Source organism: Streptomyces sp. NPDC000345, assembly GCF_042898825.1.
Lineage (GTDB): Bacteria > Actinomycetota > Actinomycetes > Streptomycetales > Streptomycetaceae > Streptomyces.
In genome coordinates this window covers 505,485-519,191 of the sequence record NZ_JBIAZE010000004.1, presented here as the reverse complement: position 1 = coordinate 519,191, position 13,707 = coordinate 505,485, and the positions used below count along the sequence as shown (strand labels likewise).

Below are 13,707 nucleotides of genomic sequence, written 5' to 3'. Positions count from 1 at the left end.
GCTCCGCAGCCGGACCGCCGGCCCGAGACCTCAGGAGACCCCCATGGCCAAGATCCTTTTCGTGATGACCGGCAGCGATCGCTGGACGCTCGCCGACGGCACCCAGCACCCCACGGGTTTCTGGGCGGAGGAGGCGGTCGCCCCCTACGAGGCCTTCCGCGCGGCGGGCCACGAGGTGGTCGTCGCCACGCCCGGCGGTGTGGTGCCCCCGGTGGACAAGGGCAGCCTGGCGGCCGAGGCCAACGGCGGCCAGGAGGCGGCCGACCGGATCGCCGGGGCGCTCGCAGCGATGACGGAGCTGGAGCGGCCGGTGCGGCTGGAGGACGTGGACCTCGCCGACTACGCGGCCGTCTTCTACCCGGGCGGCCACGGCCCGATGGAGGACCTGGCCGTCGACCCCGTCTCCGGCCGGGTGCTGGTCGAGACGCTGGGCTCGGGCAAGCCGCTCGGTGTGGTCTGCCACGGCCCGGCCGCGCTGCTCGCCGCCGTGGCGGAGGACGGCTCCAACGCCTTCGCCGGCTACCGGGTGGCCGCCTTCACCAACGCGGAGGAACTGCAGGCCGGCCTCGGCGAGAAGGCGAAGTGGCTGCTGCAGGACCGGCTCACCGAGGCGGGCGTGGACGTGCGGGTGGGCGAGCCGTGGGCGCCCAACGTGGTGGTCGACCGCAACCTGGTCACCGGCCAGAACCCGGCCTCGTCCGCCCCGCTCGCGGCCGAGCTGCTGAAGAAGCTGGGCTGACCACCCGGGCCGGGGTCACCCGGAGCGCCCTGTGACCGCCGCGGGCGGCCCGCTCACGCCTCCGGCACCACCAGCGGCCCGGCCGCGCCGACCGCGCACTCCTCCGGCACCACCAGCGGCCCGCCGCGCCGACCGCTCACCCCGCGCCGTACACCCCGGCCAGCGTCTCCAGGGCGTCGCCCAGGCCCGTCGGCCGGGGCAGGCCCGGGGCGGGGCGGCCGGCCCAGCCGGGGCCGCCGAGCAGCACGGCCGGGGCGCGGCGGGCCCCGCGGACGCCCCAGCCGGTCGCCGCGACGTGCCGGGCGAGGGCCAGACTCGCCGTGGAGCGGGACTGGGCCCACAGGACGACGGCCACCGGGCCCAGTCGCTGGACGGCGGCGGACAGCGCCTCCGCGGGCACGGCCGGGCCGAACATGCGGGTGGGCACGTCGCGTTGGCTGAGCCCCGCGTTGAGCGCCTCCAGCGGCAGGCTGTGCTGTTCACCCGGTACGCAGGCCAGGAGCACCGGGCCCCGCCCGCCCGTGGCGTCCCCCGGTACGGCGGGGCTGGTGGCGTGGCGCAGGGCGGTGGAGACGTGCCAGGACAACAGGTGCTCGACCTCCACGTACCGGTCGCCGGACGAGGCCCACTTGCGGCCCACGGCATGCAGGGTCGGCACCATCACCTCCTGCCACGCGTCGGTCAGACCGTGCCGTTCGACGGCCGCGGTCAGCTGTTCGGCGACGGCCGGCGCGTCGAGCCGTACGGCGGCGCGGGCCAGGCCCCGGCACTCCTGGCGGACGTCGCCGCCCAGCGGGAGCCCGCCGGCCGCCCGGGACCGTTCCGGCGCACCGCCCGCCGGCTCGCCCGCGGGCGGTGCGGCACTCTCCCGCGCGGCGCGCGCGGCCTCGGCGGGCGGCACCCCGGCCGAGGTCAGCCGGCACATCGTCTCCAGTACGGCCACGTCGCCCGGCCGCCAGCGGCGGTGCCGCCCGTCCGCGCGGACGGCGGGCCCGATGCCGTAGCGCCGGTCCCAGGAGCGCAGGGTGGTGGGCGCCACGCCCAGGCGGCGGGCCAGGGCGCCGGTGGTCAGGCCGGTGTCGTCGGAGGCGGTGGACTCGCCGGTATCCCGCGCGGTGGACCCGCTGACACCCCGGCCGGTGGACTCGCTCATACCCCGACCATACGACGGCGATACGACGCAGAAACGACGCGTGTTGAGACGAGCGGCGCGCGGCTCGCACGATGACCTCACGGGCACGCCCCGCAGGACGTCCCGCACCGGCCCGAGGACAGGCCGCCCGACGTGAGGAGTCGTCGTCATGAGCCCGTACCCGCCCCTTGCCGCCCCGCCCGCGCGGGCCGCCGACGGAGAGTCGCTCGCCGACGAGGAGATCGCCCGTGGTCTGGTGGCGGGCGACGAGGCCTGTCTGGCCGCGGCCTACCGCCGCTGGTCCGCCCTGGTGCACACGCTGGCCTGGCGTTCCCTGGGGGACGCCAAGGAGGCCGAGGACGTGATCCAGCAGGTGTTCCTGGGGGTCTGGCGCGGCCGTGCGGGCTACCGGCCCGAGCGCGGCACGCTCGGGGGCTGGATCGTGGGCATCACCCGGCGCAGGATCGCCGACACCCTGGCCGCCCGGAGCCGTCGCCTGCGCCTCGTCTCCGCGGCCGGCTCCGCGCTCGCGCTCGGCGACCCCGACCGCGACCGCCCCGAGGCCGCTCTCGACCGCGTGCTGGTGCGCGGCGAACTGGCCCGGCTCCCGGCTCCCCAGCAGCGGGTGCTGCGGCTGACCTTCTACGAGGACCTCACCCAGACCCAGATCGCGGAGCGCACCGGCTGGCCCCTGGGCACCGTCAAGAGCCACGCCCGGCGCGGCATGCAGCGGTTGCGGGTCCGTCTGGAGCCCGCCGGCGAGGGCTGACATCCCCGCCCGCCTTCGGCCGAATCCATTTTCGACGCACAAACGCTGCAATCGCCGGACGGCCTCTCACCGGGCGTCCCGCGCATCCGAATCCCGTCCGCCCGCGGAAGTACCGGTCGGCCGCAACCCCCACGTCCCCTCGGTGCGGCAGACGGGAGCGCGGCCCCGCTCCCGCACGCCCCCGGAGAGGGTCGGTGCTCTCCGGGGGCGCTCCCTCCTCCCCCGCGGTCACACCGCGCTGCCGAAAGGTCCCCCGTGAAAGAAGCCGTCCGCATCGGCCCGAACCCCGCTTCCCGACCCGACCTCGACGAAGTGATGGGCGCGGTGGCCCTGGGAGACCAGAGCGCCTTCGCCGTTCTCTTCGACGCCGTGGCGGCCCCGGTGCTGGGAGTGGCGCACGCGGTCCTGCGCGACCGGGCGCAGTCCGAGGAGGTCGCGCAGGAGGTGCTGGTGGAGGTGTGGCGCACCGCTCCCCGGTACCGGCCCGAGCGCGGCACGGCCGTCAACTGGGTGCTGACGCTGGCGCACCGCCGGGCGGTGGACCGGGTCCGGTCGGCGCAGGCTGCGGCCGCCCGCGAGCACCGGGCGGGCCTGCGCGACCGCATGCCCGAGTACGACGAGGTCACCGAGCAGGTGGAGGCCCGGCTGGAGCGGGAGCAGGTGCGCCGCTGTCTGCGGACCCTGACGGAGATCCAGCGTGAGGCGGTGGAGCTGGCCTACTACCGGGGCATGACGTACCGCCAGGTCGCCGAGACGCTGTCCGTTCCCCTGGGCACGGTCAAGACGCGGCTGCGGGACGGGCTGATCCGGCTGCGCGACTGCCTGGGGGTGTGCGCGTGATCACCGCGGAGCTGCACACGCTGACCGGTGCCTACGCCCTGCACGCCCTGACCGGGGGCGAACGCGCGGACTTCGAGCGCCATCTCGCGGACTGCGCTGCCTGCGCACGGGAGGTCGCCGAGTTCACCGAGACGGCCGCCCGGCTGGGCCTGGCGGCGTCGACGGCGCCCAAGCACGGCCTGCGGGCCCGGGTGCTGCGGCGGATCACCGACGTCCCGCAGGTCGCGCCAGGACCGCCGGGCGGTGTCCGGCCGGGCCGCGCCGCCCGGTGGCCGCGGCGGATCTCCCGGTGGGGCCTTGCCGCCTGTCTCGCCGCGTCGGCGGCGCTGGGCGGCGTCGCGGTGTGGCAGTACGACCGTGCCGAGAGCGCCCGGGCCGAGGCGGGCCGGGCGCAGCGCGAGGCGGAGGAGGTGGCGGCCGTGCTCGCGGCGCCGGACGCGCGGTCGCGCACCGTGCGGCTGGCGGACGGGGCCACGGGCACGGTCGTGGTGTCCACGGGCCGAGACCGTGCCGTGTTCCTCGCCGCCAGGATGGCGAAGCCGCCCGGCGGCAAGGTCTACCAGCTGTGGTTCGACGACCACGGCACGATGCGTGACGCCGGACTGATGGACCCGCACCGCGCCAGTCAGGCGGTGCTCCTGCGCGGCACGGTGGACGGGGCCTCCGGTGTGGGGGTCACCGTCGAACCGGCGGGCGGCTCGGCCACACCCGGCTCGGATCCGCTGGCGGTGCTGCCGCTCCCGGCCTGACCGGAGGCGCTCGCCCGTCCGGGCGCCTTCGGCCCGGCCGGAGGCGCCCGCCCGTTCATGGACGCGGCGGCCGGGGGAAGAACCCGCTCGTGCGTTCCACGTAGCGCGCGTACCCCGGCCGTTCGGCCATGTGCCGCTCCAGCATCGGTTTGCCGCTGCCCCGCATCAGCAGGAAGCTCATCACCAGCGGGGAGACGACGGACACCGCGGCGGAGGCGCCGGATTCGCAGGCGATGAGGAAGAGTCCCCACCAGACGCAGAAGTCGCCGAAGTAGTTGGGGTGGCGGGTGTAGCGCCACAGCCCCCGGTCCATGACCTGGCCCCGGTGGGCCGGGTCGGCCTTGAACCGGGCCAGCTGGGCGTCCCCGACCGCTTCGAAGAACAGCCCCACGGCCCACAGCGCGGTCCCCGCCCAGGCGAGGCCCGTCAGCGGCCCGGGCACGTACTGCGCGGCCTGGACGGGCAACGACACCAGCCACACGAGCGCCCCCTGGAGCAGGTACACCATCCGCAGGGCGTAGGCGTTCCGGTTGCCGGGCGCCTTGGCCAGGAGCGCCTCGTAGCGCGGGTCCTCGCCGTGGCCGCGGCCGCGCCGCGCGATGTGCACGGCCAGCCGCAGCCCCCATACGGCGGTGAGAGCGGTCACCAGGATCCGGCGCGCGGGGTCGCCCTCCCCCGCCGAGGCGGCGCAGGTCACCAGGGCGACCGCCGTGAAGCCGATCCCCCAGGCGACGTCCACGATCCGGTGCACGCCCTTGCGCACGGCGACGGCGAAGGTGACCAGCATGACCGCGAAGGCGGCCGCCGCGGCCCAGCCGAGGTTGACCGTGAAGGCATGCCAGGGAAAGCCGCTCATCGCTGCTCCAGTCGCTCGTACCAGGCCGCCGGCGTCAGCGGTGCCCCGCTGTCGCCGCGGGCGGTGGGCCGTACGGCGAGGATCTGGTCGACGCCCATGCGGCCCTCCTCGAAGGCGAGCGCGCCGCCGACCAGGTACAGCCGCCACACGCGGGCCTTCTCCTGGCCGACCAGCCCCACGACGTCCGCCCAGCGGTCCTCCAGGGTGCGGTGCCAGGCGGCGACCGTGCGCACGTAGTGCTCCCGCAGCGACTCCACGGACCGCACCTCCAGCCCGGCCGTCTCCAGCAGGGAGACCGTCTCACCGAGCGGCCTCATGTGCATGTCCGGCGCGATGTACGTCTCGATGAACGCGCCGCCGCCGGGTGCCGTGCTCCCCCGGGACATCTGCTGCACGAGGACCCGGCCGCGCGGCCGGACCAGCCGCCGCAGCGCCGCCGCGAACCCCGGGTACTCGGTGTCGCCCACGTGCTCGCCCATCTCGACGGTGGCGACGGCGTCGTAGGACCCGCCGTCGATGTCGCGGTAGTCCTGGCAGACGACCTCGACCCGGTGCTCCAGACCGCGCTCGCGGACCCGCTCGCGCACGTAGGCGGCCTGCTCGGCGGCCAGGGTGACGGCGGTGACCTGCGCCTTGTGCTCTTCGGCGGCGTACAGCGCGAGCGAGCCCCAGCCGCACCCGACGTCGAGCAGCCGGGTGCCGGGGACGACGGCGAGCTTGCGGCAGATCAGTTCCAGCTTGGCGCGCTGGGCGTCGGCGAGGGTGAAGTCCGGGTCGTCGGCCGCCCAGTAGCCGCACGAGTAGGCCATCGTCGGGTCGAGCAGCAGGCGGTAGAAGTCGTTGGACAGGTCGTAGTGGTGGCTGATCGCGGCCCGGTCGCGGGTGCGGCTGTGCAGGCCGCCGCGCAGGCTCGCCTGGGCCTCGGGCGGGGCCGGCCGCGGCCCGACGGCGCCGAGCCGCAGCGCCTCGGCGGCCGCGCGGGTGCGGTCGGCGAGGGTGAGGCGCGGGGCGTGCAGACCGTGTTCCCGGGCCGCGGCCCAGAAGGCCCGCAACCCCTGGGCCAGGTCGCCCTCGAGGTCCAGTTCGCCGGTGACGTACGCCTGCGCGAGGCCCAGTTCGCCCGGTTCCCACAGCAGCCGGCGCAGGGCGCGCCGGGATCGTACGACCACGACGGGGCCGTCGGCCGGGCCGGTCTCGCTGCCGTCCCAGGCGCGCAGCCGGACCGGCAGGGGGCCTCCGGTGACGTCCTCGGCGAGCGCGGCGAGCCGTCGGGCGGCGCCGGTCCGGGTGCTGCGGGCGGTGCGCTCGGTGGTCATCGGACCGGGGCCTCCTTGGTGAACAGGTACTGCTGGACGTCGAGGTAGCCGGACCGGAAGCCGGCCTCGGAGTAGCCGAGGTAGAGGGTCCACATACGGCGGAAGGTGTCGTCGAAGCCGAGGGCGGCGACGTCGTCGGCGCGTGCGGTGAAGCGTTCGCGCCACAGGCGGAGGGTCTCGGCGTAGTGGGCGCCGAAGCCGTCGCGCCGGGCGACGGTCAGCCCGGTGTGGTCGCGGACGGCTTGCTCCACCGCTTCGGTGGAGGGCAGCAGTCCGCCCGGGAAGATGTACTTCTGGATCCAGGTGAAGGTGTCGCGGCTGGCGAGCATGCGGGCGTGGGGCATGGTGATCGCCTGGACGACGGCGCGGCCGCCCGGGACGAGCCGCTCGTCGAGCGTGCGGAAGTAGACGGGCCAGAACTCCTCGCCGACGGCCTCGATCATCTCGACGCTGACGACGGCGTCGTGGCTGCCGCGCGCCTCGCGGTAGTCGCACAGCTCGATGTCGACGCGGTCGGCGAGACCGGCTCGCCGCGCCCGTTCGCGGGCGAGGTCGCGCTGTTCGGCGGAGAGGGTCAGCGAGGTGACCCGGGCGCCGCGGGCCGCCGCCCGCAGCGCGAGTTCGCCCCAGCCGGTGCCGATCTCCAGCAGCCGGGTCCCCCGCTCGACGCGGGCGAGGTCCAGCAGACGGTCGATCTTGCGGTACTGGGCGTCGGCGAGCCGGTCCCAGGACGCCGGGAAACTGCGGAAGACGGCCGAGGAATAGGTGAGCGTGTCGTCCAGGAACAGGGCGAAGAGGTCGTTCGACAGGTCGTAGTGGCGGCTGATGTTGACGCGGGCGTGGTCGGGGGTGTTGCGCCGGTGCGCGGGCTGGCGCTGGGCCCAGAGCCCGCGCAGGCGCTGCAGCGGGGCGGGGACCAGATCGGCCGCGTGGGCGGCGAGGACGGTGAGCGGGGCCACCAGGTCGGGGGCGTCCCACTCGCCCGCCATGTACGACTCGCCGAAACCGATCAGGCCGTGGGCGCCGATCCGGGCGTGGAAGGCCCGTGGGTCGTGGATCTCCAGCAGTGGTCCGCCGCGGCCGGCGGTGCTGCCGTCGGCGTAGCGCGCGCGCAGTGGCAGCCGGTCCAGGGCACGGCGCACGATCGCGCCGGTGACGGCGGTGCGGGCAAGGGATGTGCCGGCCGGCGCGGCGACGTCGGGCCAGCGCGAGGGGTCTACGGCGCTCCTCGGGCGGGCCACGGCGGCAAGGCGGGGTTCGGCGTACGTCATCGTGTGTTCTCTCCGGTGCGGTGGTCCGGTCGGGGTTGGACGGGCACGCCGCGCAGATACAGGCGGATGCCGTGCAGGCGGATCGCGGCGGACACGGCGGCGGTGGACCAGGGGTGGCGCAGGGCCAGCCGCAGCAGCTGCGCGGCGGTGGCCTCGCGCCGGACGCCCTGCACGGTCGCGGTGAAGGGGTGGCCGCCGTCGCGGTCGAGGTGGACGGTGAGGGCGAGCCGGTCGCCGGGCGGGGGCAGGCGCATGCGGTAGGCGCCGTCGACGGGGAAGAAGGGCGAGACGTAGAACTCCTTGGCGGTCCGTGCGCTCCCGGTGGCGTCGGGGTGCAGCAGGTAGCAGTGCCGTCCGCCGTAGGTGTTGTGGACCTCGGCGACCACGCGGCCCGGCCCGCCGTGCGGGTCCTGGCACCAGTAGAGGGTGAGCGGGTTGAAGACGTGCCCGAGGACGCGGGCGTGCGTGAGCATGGCGACGGGGCCGTCCGCCGGGGGCTCGCCGTGCGAGGCGAGGAAGGCGTCGAGGCCGGCCCGGACGGTCGGGTGCTCGCCGGTGAAGTGGTCGCGGGGGTCGAAGCGGGCCAGCGGCCGCAGCGCGCGCGGGAGGTCGGGCGGACGGTCGGGGTCGATCAGCCACAGATAGGTGCGGTGGCGCAGGGTGTAGCGGGTGGGGGCGGTGCGGACGTGGGTGATGGTGCAGGGGTACAGGGCGGGGTGCACCGCTTGCGGCCGGGACGGTGCGGTGCTCACCAGCGCACCCCCAGCGCGGCGGCCGCGAGGACACCGGAGCGGCACCCGTCCTCGTGGAATCCCCAGCCGTGGTAGGCGCCGGCGAACGCGGTCACGGCGGTGTTCAGGCCGGGCAGGCGCTGCTGGGCGGCCACCGACTCCGGTGTGTAGACGGGGTGTTCGTAGACCATGCGGGCCAGGACCCGGTCGGGGTCGACGCGGTCCTCGCCGCCGAGGGTGACGACGTACGGGTCGGGCGCGTCGAGGCGCTGCAGCCGGTTCATGTCGTAGCTGACCCGGACGCGGTCGGCACCGGCGTCGCAGGCGGGCATCAGGTAGTTCCAGGAGGCGCGGGCGGCGCGGGCCCGGGGCAGGACGCCGGTGTCGGTGTGCAGGAGGGTGACGTTGCGTGAGTAGCGGAAGGCGCCGAGGACGTCCTTCTCCGCGGGGGTGGCGTCGGTGAGCATCCGCAGCGCCTGGTCGGGGTGGACGGCGATCACCACGGCGTCGTGGCTCCGGGTGACGCCGTCGTCGGCGGTGAGCTCGGCGCCGTCCGGGGTGCGCCGTACGGCCCGCACGGGCGTGCCGGTGCGGACGGTGTGCAGCCGGGCGGTGACGCGCTCGACGTAGGTGCGCGAGCCGCCGGTGACGGTGCGCCACAGCGGGGAGCCGGTGACCGAGAGCATGCCGTGGTGGTCCAGGAAGCGGAACAGGTAGGAGGCCGGGTAGCGCTGTGCGGTGGTGGCGTCGCAGGACCAGACGGCCGAGACGAGCGGTGTCATGAAGTGGGTGCGGAAGTACGCCGAGAACCTCTCCCGGTCGAGGAAGGCGCCGAGGGTGAGGTCGTCGGTCGTGCCTTCGGCGAGCAGCCGGCGGGCCGCCCGGTGGAAGGCCGGCACCTCGGTGAGCAGGCGGAGGTAGCGGGGCCGCACGGCGTTGCCCGGCGCGGGGAACAGTCCGGCGGGGCCGCGGGCTCCGGCGTATTCGAGGCCGCAGCCCTCGCACCGTACGGACATGCTCATCTCCGACTCCTGGGTGGCGATGCCCAGGTCGTCGAAGAGGCGCAGCAGATGGGGGTAGGTGCGGCGGTTGTGCACGATGAAGCCGGAGTCGACGCGGTGGACCCGCCCGTCACGGGAGACGAGGTCGTGGGTGTGGGCGTGGCCGCCCGGCCGGTCGTCGGCCTCGTACAGGGTGACGTGGTGGCCGCCGCGGCGCAGGATGTGCGCGGCCGTCAGTCCGGCCACTCCGCTGCCCACCACGGCGGTACGCCGCCCCGCCGCCGTTGCCCGGTCCGCTCCGGACGCCGGTTCCTGTGCCGGCATCGCCTTCCGCTCCATCCTCACGCCTTCCGCCGGGGCCCGTGGCCGGGCCCTTTCGCGGGTAATCCGTGGCTGCGGCGGGAGCGGATTGGCGGCCGGCGTCTTCATTTTCCCGCAGGACCGCCGACCGTGCGCGCGGGCCGCGTCCGGCGGCCCGCCCCTCGCTTCCGACCTCTACACATAAAGAACAAATAAGCGCAGAATGGCTGTGCGCGGCGCTCACCGCACACCGCACCAGACGCGGTCGGCCAGCAAGTCGAAGGAGACGAGTGATGGCCAACGTCTCGCCAGGCAGAAGTGATATATCGACCCACCCCGACGTATCCGAGATGCGGGCGCGCTACGACCGCATGCTCGGCGGTCGTGACGTGGCGCTCGTGGACGGACCGGTGTTCCTGCTGGGCCTGTACTGCGCCGTGTCCCCCTGGGTGCTCCACTACACCACCAGCCAGCCCGCACTGATGACCCACAACCTGATCGTCGGCATCGCGATCGGCCTGCTGGCTCTCGGGTTCACGGCCGCTCCGGCCCGTATGTACGGCCTGAGCTGGGCCATGTGCGCGCTCGGTGTCTGGATGGTCATCGCGCCGTGGGTCGTCGGCGACAGCCCGGACGCCGGGGTCGCGGTCAACAACATCATCATCGGCGCCCTGGCGGTGATCCTGGGGATGATGTGCGCCTTCACGGCGGCGAAGAGCGCCCCGCGTCCGTAGCCCTCGGCTCCTCCGAATCCGTGAAGGCGGCCCGGCCGACCCGCGTGTGCGGGTCGGCCGGGCCGTGCTCCGCGCTCGGCGCCGAAGCGGGCGTCAGCCGACGTCGAGTGCCGTGTCGTCGATGACGAAGGAGGTCTGGAGGGTGGAGCCCTCGGTGCCGGTGAACTTGAGGGTGACGGTCTGGCCGGCGTAGCTCGCCAGGCTGAAGCTGCGCTTGGTGTAGCCGGCGGCGGCATTGAGGTTGGAGTAGGTCGCCAGGGTGCTCAGGACGGTTCCGGAGCTGTTGAGGACCTGGACCTTGAGGGTGTCGTACGCCGTGCTGGTGGTGGTCTCCGCCGTGTCGACGTGCAGGTGGAAGCTGAGGGTGGCGGAGGTGCAGGCGGACGGCACGGTCACCGACTGGGAGAGCGTGTCGGTGGTGGCGGTGCCGTAGCCGTCGAGCCAGGCGTAGTAGGAGCCCGTACGGGCCGACTGGCTGGAGGAGTTGGTGATGACGCCGCTCGTGGCGCTCCAGGTGGTGGCGCCGGACTCGAAGCCGTTGTTGCCGAGGAGCTGGACGGAGGTGCAGGAGCCCGAACCGCCCCCGTCGCCACCGCCGTCGGCGCTCCCGCCGGAGAGCCACTCGGTGGCGTTCAGTGCCAGGGCGGCGTTGGTGGCGCCGGAGTCGTTCCAGCCGTCGTAGAGGGTGTTGCCCGACTGGCCGGTGTCGTCGTCGATCGGCGAGCTGTCGCCCCAGAAGGCCACCCGGCCGCTGCCGAAGGTGCTGGTGGCGAAGAAGGCGCCGGTGTTCCCGGAGTAGCCGGTGCGGTAGAGCAGGCCCTTGACGCTCGAGTTGTCCGCGGGCTTGAGGGTGGCGGTGGTGCCGCTGGCGATGAGGCTCTTGGTGACCGTGCCGAAGGAGCCGTGCAGCACGGGGTCGCTGCTGTCGCTGATGGCCGAGGGGTAGTCGGAGCTGATGCTGAGCGAGTCGACGGAGAAGCCGAACGGGTCGGTGGAGTCGACGCTGTTGTTGGTCATCAGGTCGTTGAGGATCTCGACCGCGTCCTCGCCGTCGTTGTTGCGGTCGGCTCCGGTGTGGTCGGAGATCATGAAGAGGCCGCCGCCGTTCTTCACGAAGTTCATGATCGCCGTCTTCTCGGCGGTGGTGAAGAGGGTGTTCGGTTCCGGCAGGACCAGGGTGTCGAAGTTCGCGAGGTCGGTCGCCGCGGAGCCGCCGTAGGTCAGGCTGGAGCCCGAGGGCAGCGTCTTGAGGCTGTAGTCGCCGGACTTCTGCAGGGCGACGCCCCAGGACGAGATGGCTCCGGTCCAGTCGGTCTCGGCGGACGGCGAGGAGTCCTCGCCGAGCGGGTCGGGCTGGCTGGTGGAGATGATCCAGTCGGCGTTGCCGGCCGTTTCGGCGTGGGCGTTGTCGAACAGGATGCGGTGGGGGGTGGCCGCGTGGGCGGGCGTGGCGGTGGCGCTGACCTGGAGAGCGGCTCCGGTGACGAGCAGACCGAAGCCGGCCAGGACGGTGGTGACCTTGCGCTTGCGGCGGGATCTCGGTGATCCAAGCATCCGGCGAACCTCCGTGACGGAAGGGTGGGGAGACGAGGGTGCGGGCGCCGATCTGCGCGCGTAGACCCCGCGACGAAGGGTTCTACACGCGTGGAACGATTGAAAGGTACATGGCATACCGCTGCTGTGAACAGAAAGCGCGGGCAATGACGCGGACGATGCGGCGGACGATGTTGCCGACGATTCCTTCGACGTCTCGTTCGGCGATTCCTACGGCGATTTCCCTGGCGATCCGCCCTCCCGGGCAAGCGGAACCGACTGCACCACCCCGCAGCGGGCACAAGGAAGGCAACGGGCAAGACAACGGGTCTCGCAGAGGAGGGGCGGACATGGAGATCGACGGCATCATCAGTGCCATCTTCATCGGCATCGTCATCGGTGTCCTGGGCCGGCTCGTCATTCCGGGTCGCCAGCGCATCGGCGTGCTCTGGACGATCCTGGTCGGCATCCTGGCCGCGCTGCTCGGTTCGGCCATCGCGGCGGGCCTGGGGGTGGCCGACACCGACGGGGTCGACTGGGTGGAGTGGCTCATCCAGATCGCGCTCGCCGCGGTCGGCGTGGCGGCACTGGACCGCTCGAAGGCACGCCGCTGACCGATGGTCACGCCGGGGCGGTGAGACCCCGGGTCCCGGACGGCCGTCGGCCCTTGGCCGTCCGGGACGGGCTGGCGCGAGCCGGCCGGTGGACGACGTCGCGGGTCTTACTTGGGCACGTAGAGGTACGGCGTCGTCGTGGTCAGCGCCGCGAAGCCGAGGCGTTCGAGGATCGGGCGGCTCTGGTCGGAGGCGTCGACCTGGAGGTAGCGGTAGCCGCGTTCGGCGGCGATGCGGGCGCGGTGGGCGATCAGGGCGCGGTAGATGCCGCGGCCGCGCCAGGCCGGGACGGTGCCGCCGCCCCACAGACCGGCGAACGGTGTGCCGGGGATCATTTCCATCCGGGCCGAACTCACCGGTTCGTCACCGGCGAGGACGACCAGGGCGACGATCGCGTCCGGGTCGGCGGCGAGCCGGGCGAGCACGAGATCCCGCAGCCAGGAGGCGTCGCGACCGAACGCCTTCTCGTTCGCCTCGGCCATCAGGTCGACGCCCGCCCGGTCGGTCACGGGCACGATGCGCACCCCGTCCGGGGGTGGGGCGTCCACGAGCTGGCCGCTCGTCTCGCCGATCATCAGGGTCTCCTCCGGCTCGGCCGTGAACCCGGCGTCCAGCAGCCGTCGTCCCAGGTCGGCGGGCTGGTCGTGACCGTGGTGTTTCCACTCGAACTCTTTGCCCCGCCCGGCGAAGTAGGCGATCTGTGCGGCGATCGCGGCGCCGGCGCCGGCGGCATCGAGGTCCGACCAGAGGACGCCGTTCCAGCCTCCCTCGCCGCCGACGTGGCGGACCACGCCTCCGGTCCGCTCGACACGGGCGTCGGAGCTCTCGGGACGGGCGCCTTCGCGCATGTCCCGGTCGTACAGGGCGAGTATCGCGGCATGATCCATACGGCCACTCCAGCATTCCCGCGCGGCGCCCACAAAGGAATTAACGCCGCCCGGGCCGGGCGCCACCGTAGATCACCCCGCCCGGCGGGAGAGCCGTACGCCCGGCCCGAGACCCGCCGAGACCCGTGACCGGGGCGGCCTGCGACCGCACCCGGCGTCCCGGGGACCGGTCCGGCCCGCGGCCCGGCGGCCGATCCGACGACCGGGCGGCGGACGGCCGCCAAGGTCGACACCG

At 74.0% G+C, this 13,707-nt stretch carries 14 protein-coding genes; 6 read left to right on the top strand and 8 right to left on the bottom strand.

Features of this window, described 5'->3' with window-relative positions:
- The first annotated feature begins 43 nt into the window (after positions 1-43).
- Positions 44-739 carry a type 1 glutamine amidotransferase domain-containing protein gene (locus tag ACFY30_RS12620; RefSeq protein WP_390845181.1) on the top strand — a complete coding sequence of 232 codons (696 nt, stop codon included), beginning with the start codon at positions 44-46 and terminating at the stop codon, positions 737-739.
- 136 nt (positions 740-875) lie between these two features.
- On the opposite strand, the gene ACFY30_RS12615 is transcribed toward ACFY30_RS12620, so the two are convergent.
- On the bottom strand, positions 876-1,892 hold the full coding sequence (locus ACFY30_RS12615) for a MerR family transcriptional regulator (protein ID WP_390845180.1): 1,017 nt from the start codon (positions 1,890-1,892) through the stop codon (positions 876-878).
- A gap of 148 nt (positions 1,893-2,040) precedes the next feature.
- Between ACFY30_RS12615 and ACFY30_RS12610 the strand changes: the two genes are divergently transcribed.
- The 3 genes from ACFY30_RS12610 to ACFY30_RS12600 all read left to right on the top strand — a co-directional run bounded on the left by ACFY30_RS12610 (position 2,041) and on the right by ACFY30_RS12600 (position 4,229).
- On the top strand, positions 2,041-2,640 hold the full coding sequence (locus ACFY30_RS12610) for a sigma-70 family RNA polymerase sigma factor (RefSeq protein ID WP_390845179.1): 600 nt from the start codon (positions 2,041-2,043) through the stop codon (positions 2,638-2,640).
- A 255-nt stretch (positions 2,641-2,895) separates the two neighbouring features.
- Positions 2,896-3,480 (top strand): sigma-70 family RNA polymerase sigma factor, encoded by a 585-nt coding sequence (locus ACFY30_RS12605; protein ID WP_390845178.1) that lies wholly within the window; start codon positions 2,896-2,898, stop codon positions 3,478-3,480.
- Positions 3,477-4,229: an anti-sigma factor domain-containing protein gene (locus tag ACFY30_RS12600; RefSeq protein ID WP_390845177.1), complete on the top strand. Its 753-nt coding sequence runs from the start codon at positions 3,477-3,479 to the stop codon at positions 4,227-4,229. The genes ACFY30_RS12605 and ACFY30_RS12600 overlap by 4 nt, the downstream gene beginning before the upstream one ends.
- A gap of 55 nt (positions 4,230-4,284) precedes the next feature.
- Here ACFY30_RS12600 and ACFY30_RS12595 read toward each other — a convergent pair whose 3' ends face one another.
- From ACFY30_RS12595 to ACFY30_RS12575, 5 genes are read right to left on the bottom strand one after another with little or no spacing between them, the layout of a single operon-like run.
- Positions 4,285-5,085: a DUF1295 domain-containing protein gene (locus ACFY30_RS12595; RefSeq protein ID WP_390845176.1), complete on the bottom strand. Its 801-nt coding sequence runs from the start codon at positions 5,083-5,085 to the stop codon at positions 4,285-4,287.
- Positions 5,082-6,401, bottom strand: coding sequence for a class I SAM-dependent methyltransferase (locus ACFY30_RS12590; protein WP_390845175.1), 1,320 nt, complete (start codon positions 6,399-6,401; stop codon positions 5,082-5,084). The genes ACFY30_RS12595 and ACFY30_RS12590 overlap by 4 nt, the downstream gene beginning before the upstream one ends.
- Positions 6,398-7,672, bottom strand: a complete 1,275-nt coding sequence (locus tag ACFY30_RS12585; RefSeq protein WP_390845174.1) for a class I SAM-dependent methyltransferase — start codon at positions 7,670-7,672, stop codon at positions 6,398-6,400. The genes ACFY30_RS12590 and ACFY30_RS12585 overlap by 4 nt, the downstream gene beginning before the upstream one ends.
- Complete coding sequence (locus tag ACFY30_RS12580; RefSeq protein ID WP_390845173.1) at positions 7,669-8,424, bottom strand: DUF1365 domain-containing protein; 756 nt, start codon at positions 8,422-8,424, stop codon at positions 7,669-7,671. The genes ACFY30_RS12585 and ACFY30_RS12580 overlap by 4 nt, the downstream gene beginning before the upstream one ends.
- A complete protein-coding gene (locus ACFY30_RS12575; protein ID WP_390845172.1) occupies positions 8,421-9,728 on the bottom strand; it encodes an NAD(P)/FAD-dependent oxidoreductase in 1,308 nt (435 codons plus the stop codon). The genes ACFY30_RS12580 and ACFY30_RS12575 overlap by 4 nt, the downstream gene beginning before the upstream one ends.
- A gap of 269 nt (positions 9,729-9,997) precedes the next feature.
- On the opposite strand from ACFY30_RS12575, the gene ACFY30_RS12570 reads away from it, so the two are divergent.
- Complete coding sequence (locus tag ACFY30_RS12570) at positions 9,998-10,438, top strand: SPW repeat protein (RefSeq protein ID WP_390845171.1); 441 nt, start codon at positions 9,998-10,000, stop codon at positions 10,436-10,438.
- Positions 10,439-10,531: 93 nt separating this feature from the next.
- Here ACFY30_RS12570 and ACFY30_RS12565 read toward each other — a convergent pair whose 3' ends face one another.
- Positions 10,532-11,992, bottom strand: a complete 1,461-nt coding sequence (locus ACFY30_RS12565) for a hydrolase (protein ID WP_390845170.1) — start codon at positions 11,990-11,992, stop codon at positions 10,532-10,534.
- A 329-nt stretch (positions 11,993-12,321) separates the two neighbouring features.
- Between ACFY30_RS12565 and ACFY30_RS12560 the strand changes: the two genes are divergently transcribed.
- Positions 12,322-12,585, top strand: coding sequence for a GlsB/YeaQ/YmgE family stress response membrane protein (locus ACFY30_RS12560; protein WP_390845169.1), 264 nt, complete (start codon positions 12,322-12,324; stop codon positions 12,583-12,585).
- Positions 12,586-12,692: 107 nt separating this feature from the next.
- Here the strand turns inward: ACFY30_RS12560 and ACFY30_RS12555 are convergent, their stop codons facing one another.
- Positions 12,693-13,472 carry a GNAT family N-acetyltransferase gene (locus ACFY30_RS12555; RefSeq protein WP_390845168.1) on the bottom strand — a complete coding sequence of 260 codons (780 nt, stop codon included), beginning with the start codon at positions 13,470-13,472 and terminating at the stop codon, positions 12,693-12,695.
- Positions 13,473-13,707 lie beyond the last annotated feature (235 nt).

Excerpts from the sequence above, each read along its gene's own strand:
- ACFY30_RS12620 (WP_390845181.1), top strand. The coding sequence starts at position 44 with ATGGCCAAGATCCTTTTCGTGATGACCGGCAGCGATCGCTGGACGCTC.
- ACFY30_RS12615 (WP_390845180.1), bottom strand. The coding sequence starts at position 1,892 with ATGAGCGAGTCCACCGGCCGGGGTGTCAGCGGGTCCACCGCGCGGGAT.
- ACFY30_RS12610 (WP_390845179.1), top strand. The coding sequence starts at position 2,041 with ATGAGCCCGTACCCGCCCCTTGCCGCCCCGCCCGCGCGGGCCGCCGAC.
- ACFY30_RS12595 (WP_390845176.1), bottom strand. The coding sequence starts at position 5,085 with ATGAGCGGCTTTCCCTGGCATGCCTTCACGGTCAACCTCGGCTGGGCC.
- ACFY30_RS12590 (WP_390845175.1), bottom strand. The coding sequence starts at position 6,401 with ATGACCACCGAGCGCACCGCCCGCAGCACCCGGACCGGCGCCGCCCGA.
- ACFY30_RS12585 (WP_390845174.1), bottom strand. The coding sequence starts at position 7,672 with ATGACGTACGCCGAACCCCGCCTTGCCGCCGTGGCCCGCCCGAGGAGC.
- ACFY30_RS12575 (WP_390845172.1), bottom strand. The coding sequence starts at position 9,728 with ATGCCGGCACAGGAACCGGCGTCCGGAGCGGACCGGGCAACGGCGGCG.
- ACFY30_RS12570 (WP_390845171.1), top strand. The coding sequence starts at position 9,998 with ATGGCCAACGTCTCGCCAGGCAGAAGTGATATATCGACCCACCCCGAC.
- ACFY30_RS12565 (WP_390845170.1), bottom strand. The coding sequence starts at position 11,992 with ATGCTTGGATCACCGAGATCCCGCCGCAAGCGCAAGGTCACCACCGTC.
- ACFY30_RS12560 (WP_390845169.1), top strand. The coding sequence starts at position 12,322 with ATGGAGATCGACGGCATCATCAGTGCCATCTTCATCGGCATCGTCATC.
- ACFY30_RS12555 (WP_390845168.1), bottom strand. The coding sequence starts at position 13,472 with ATGGATCATGCCGCGATACTCGCCCTGTACGACCGGGACATGCGCGAA.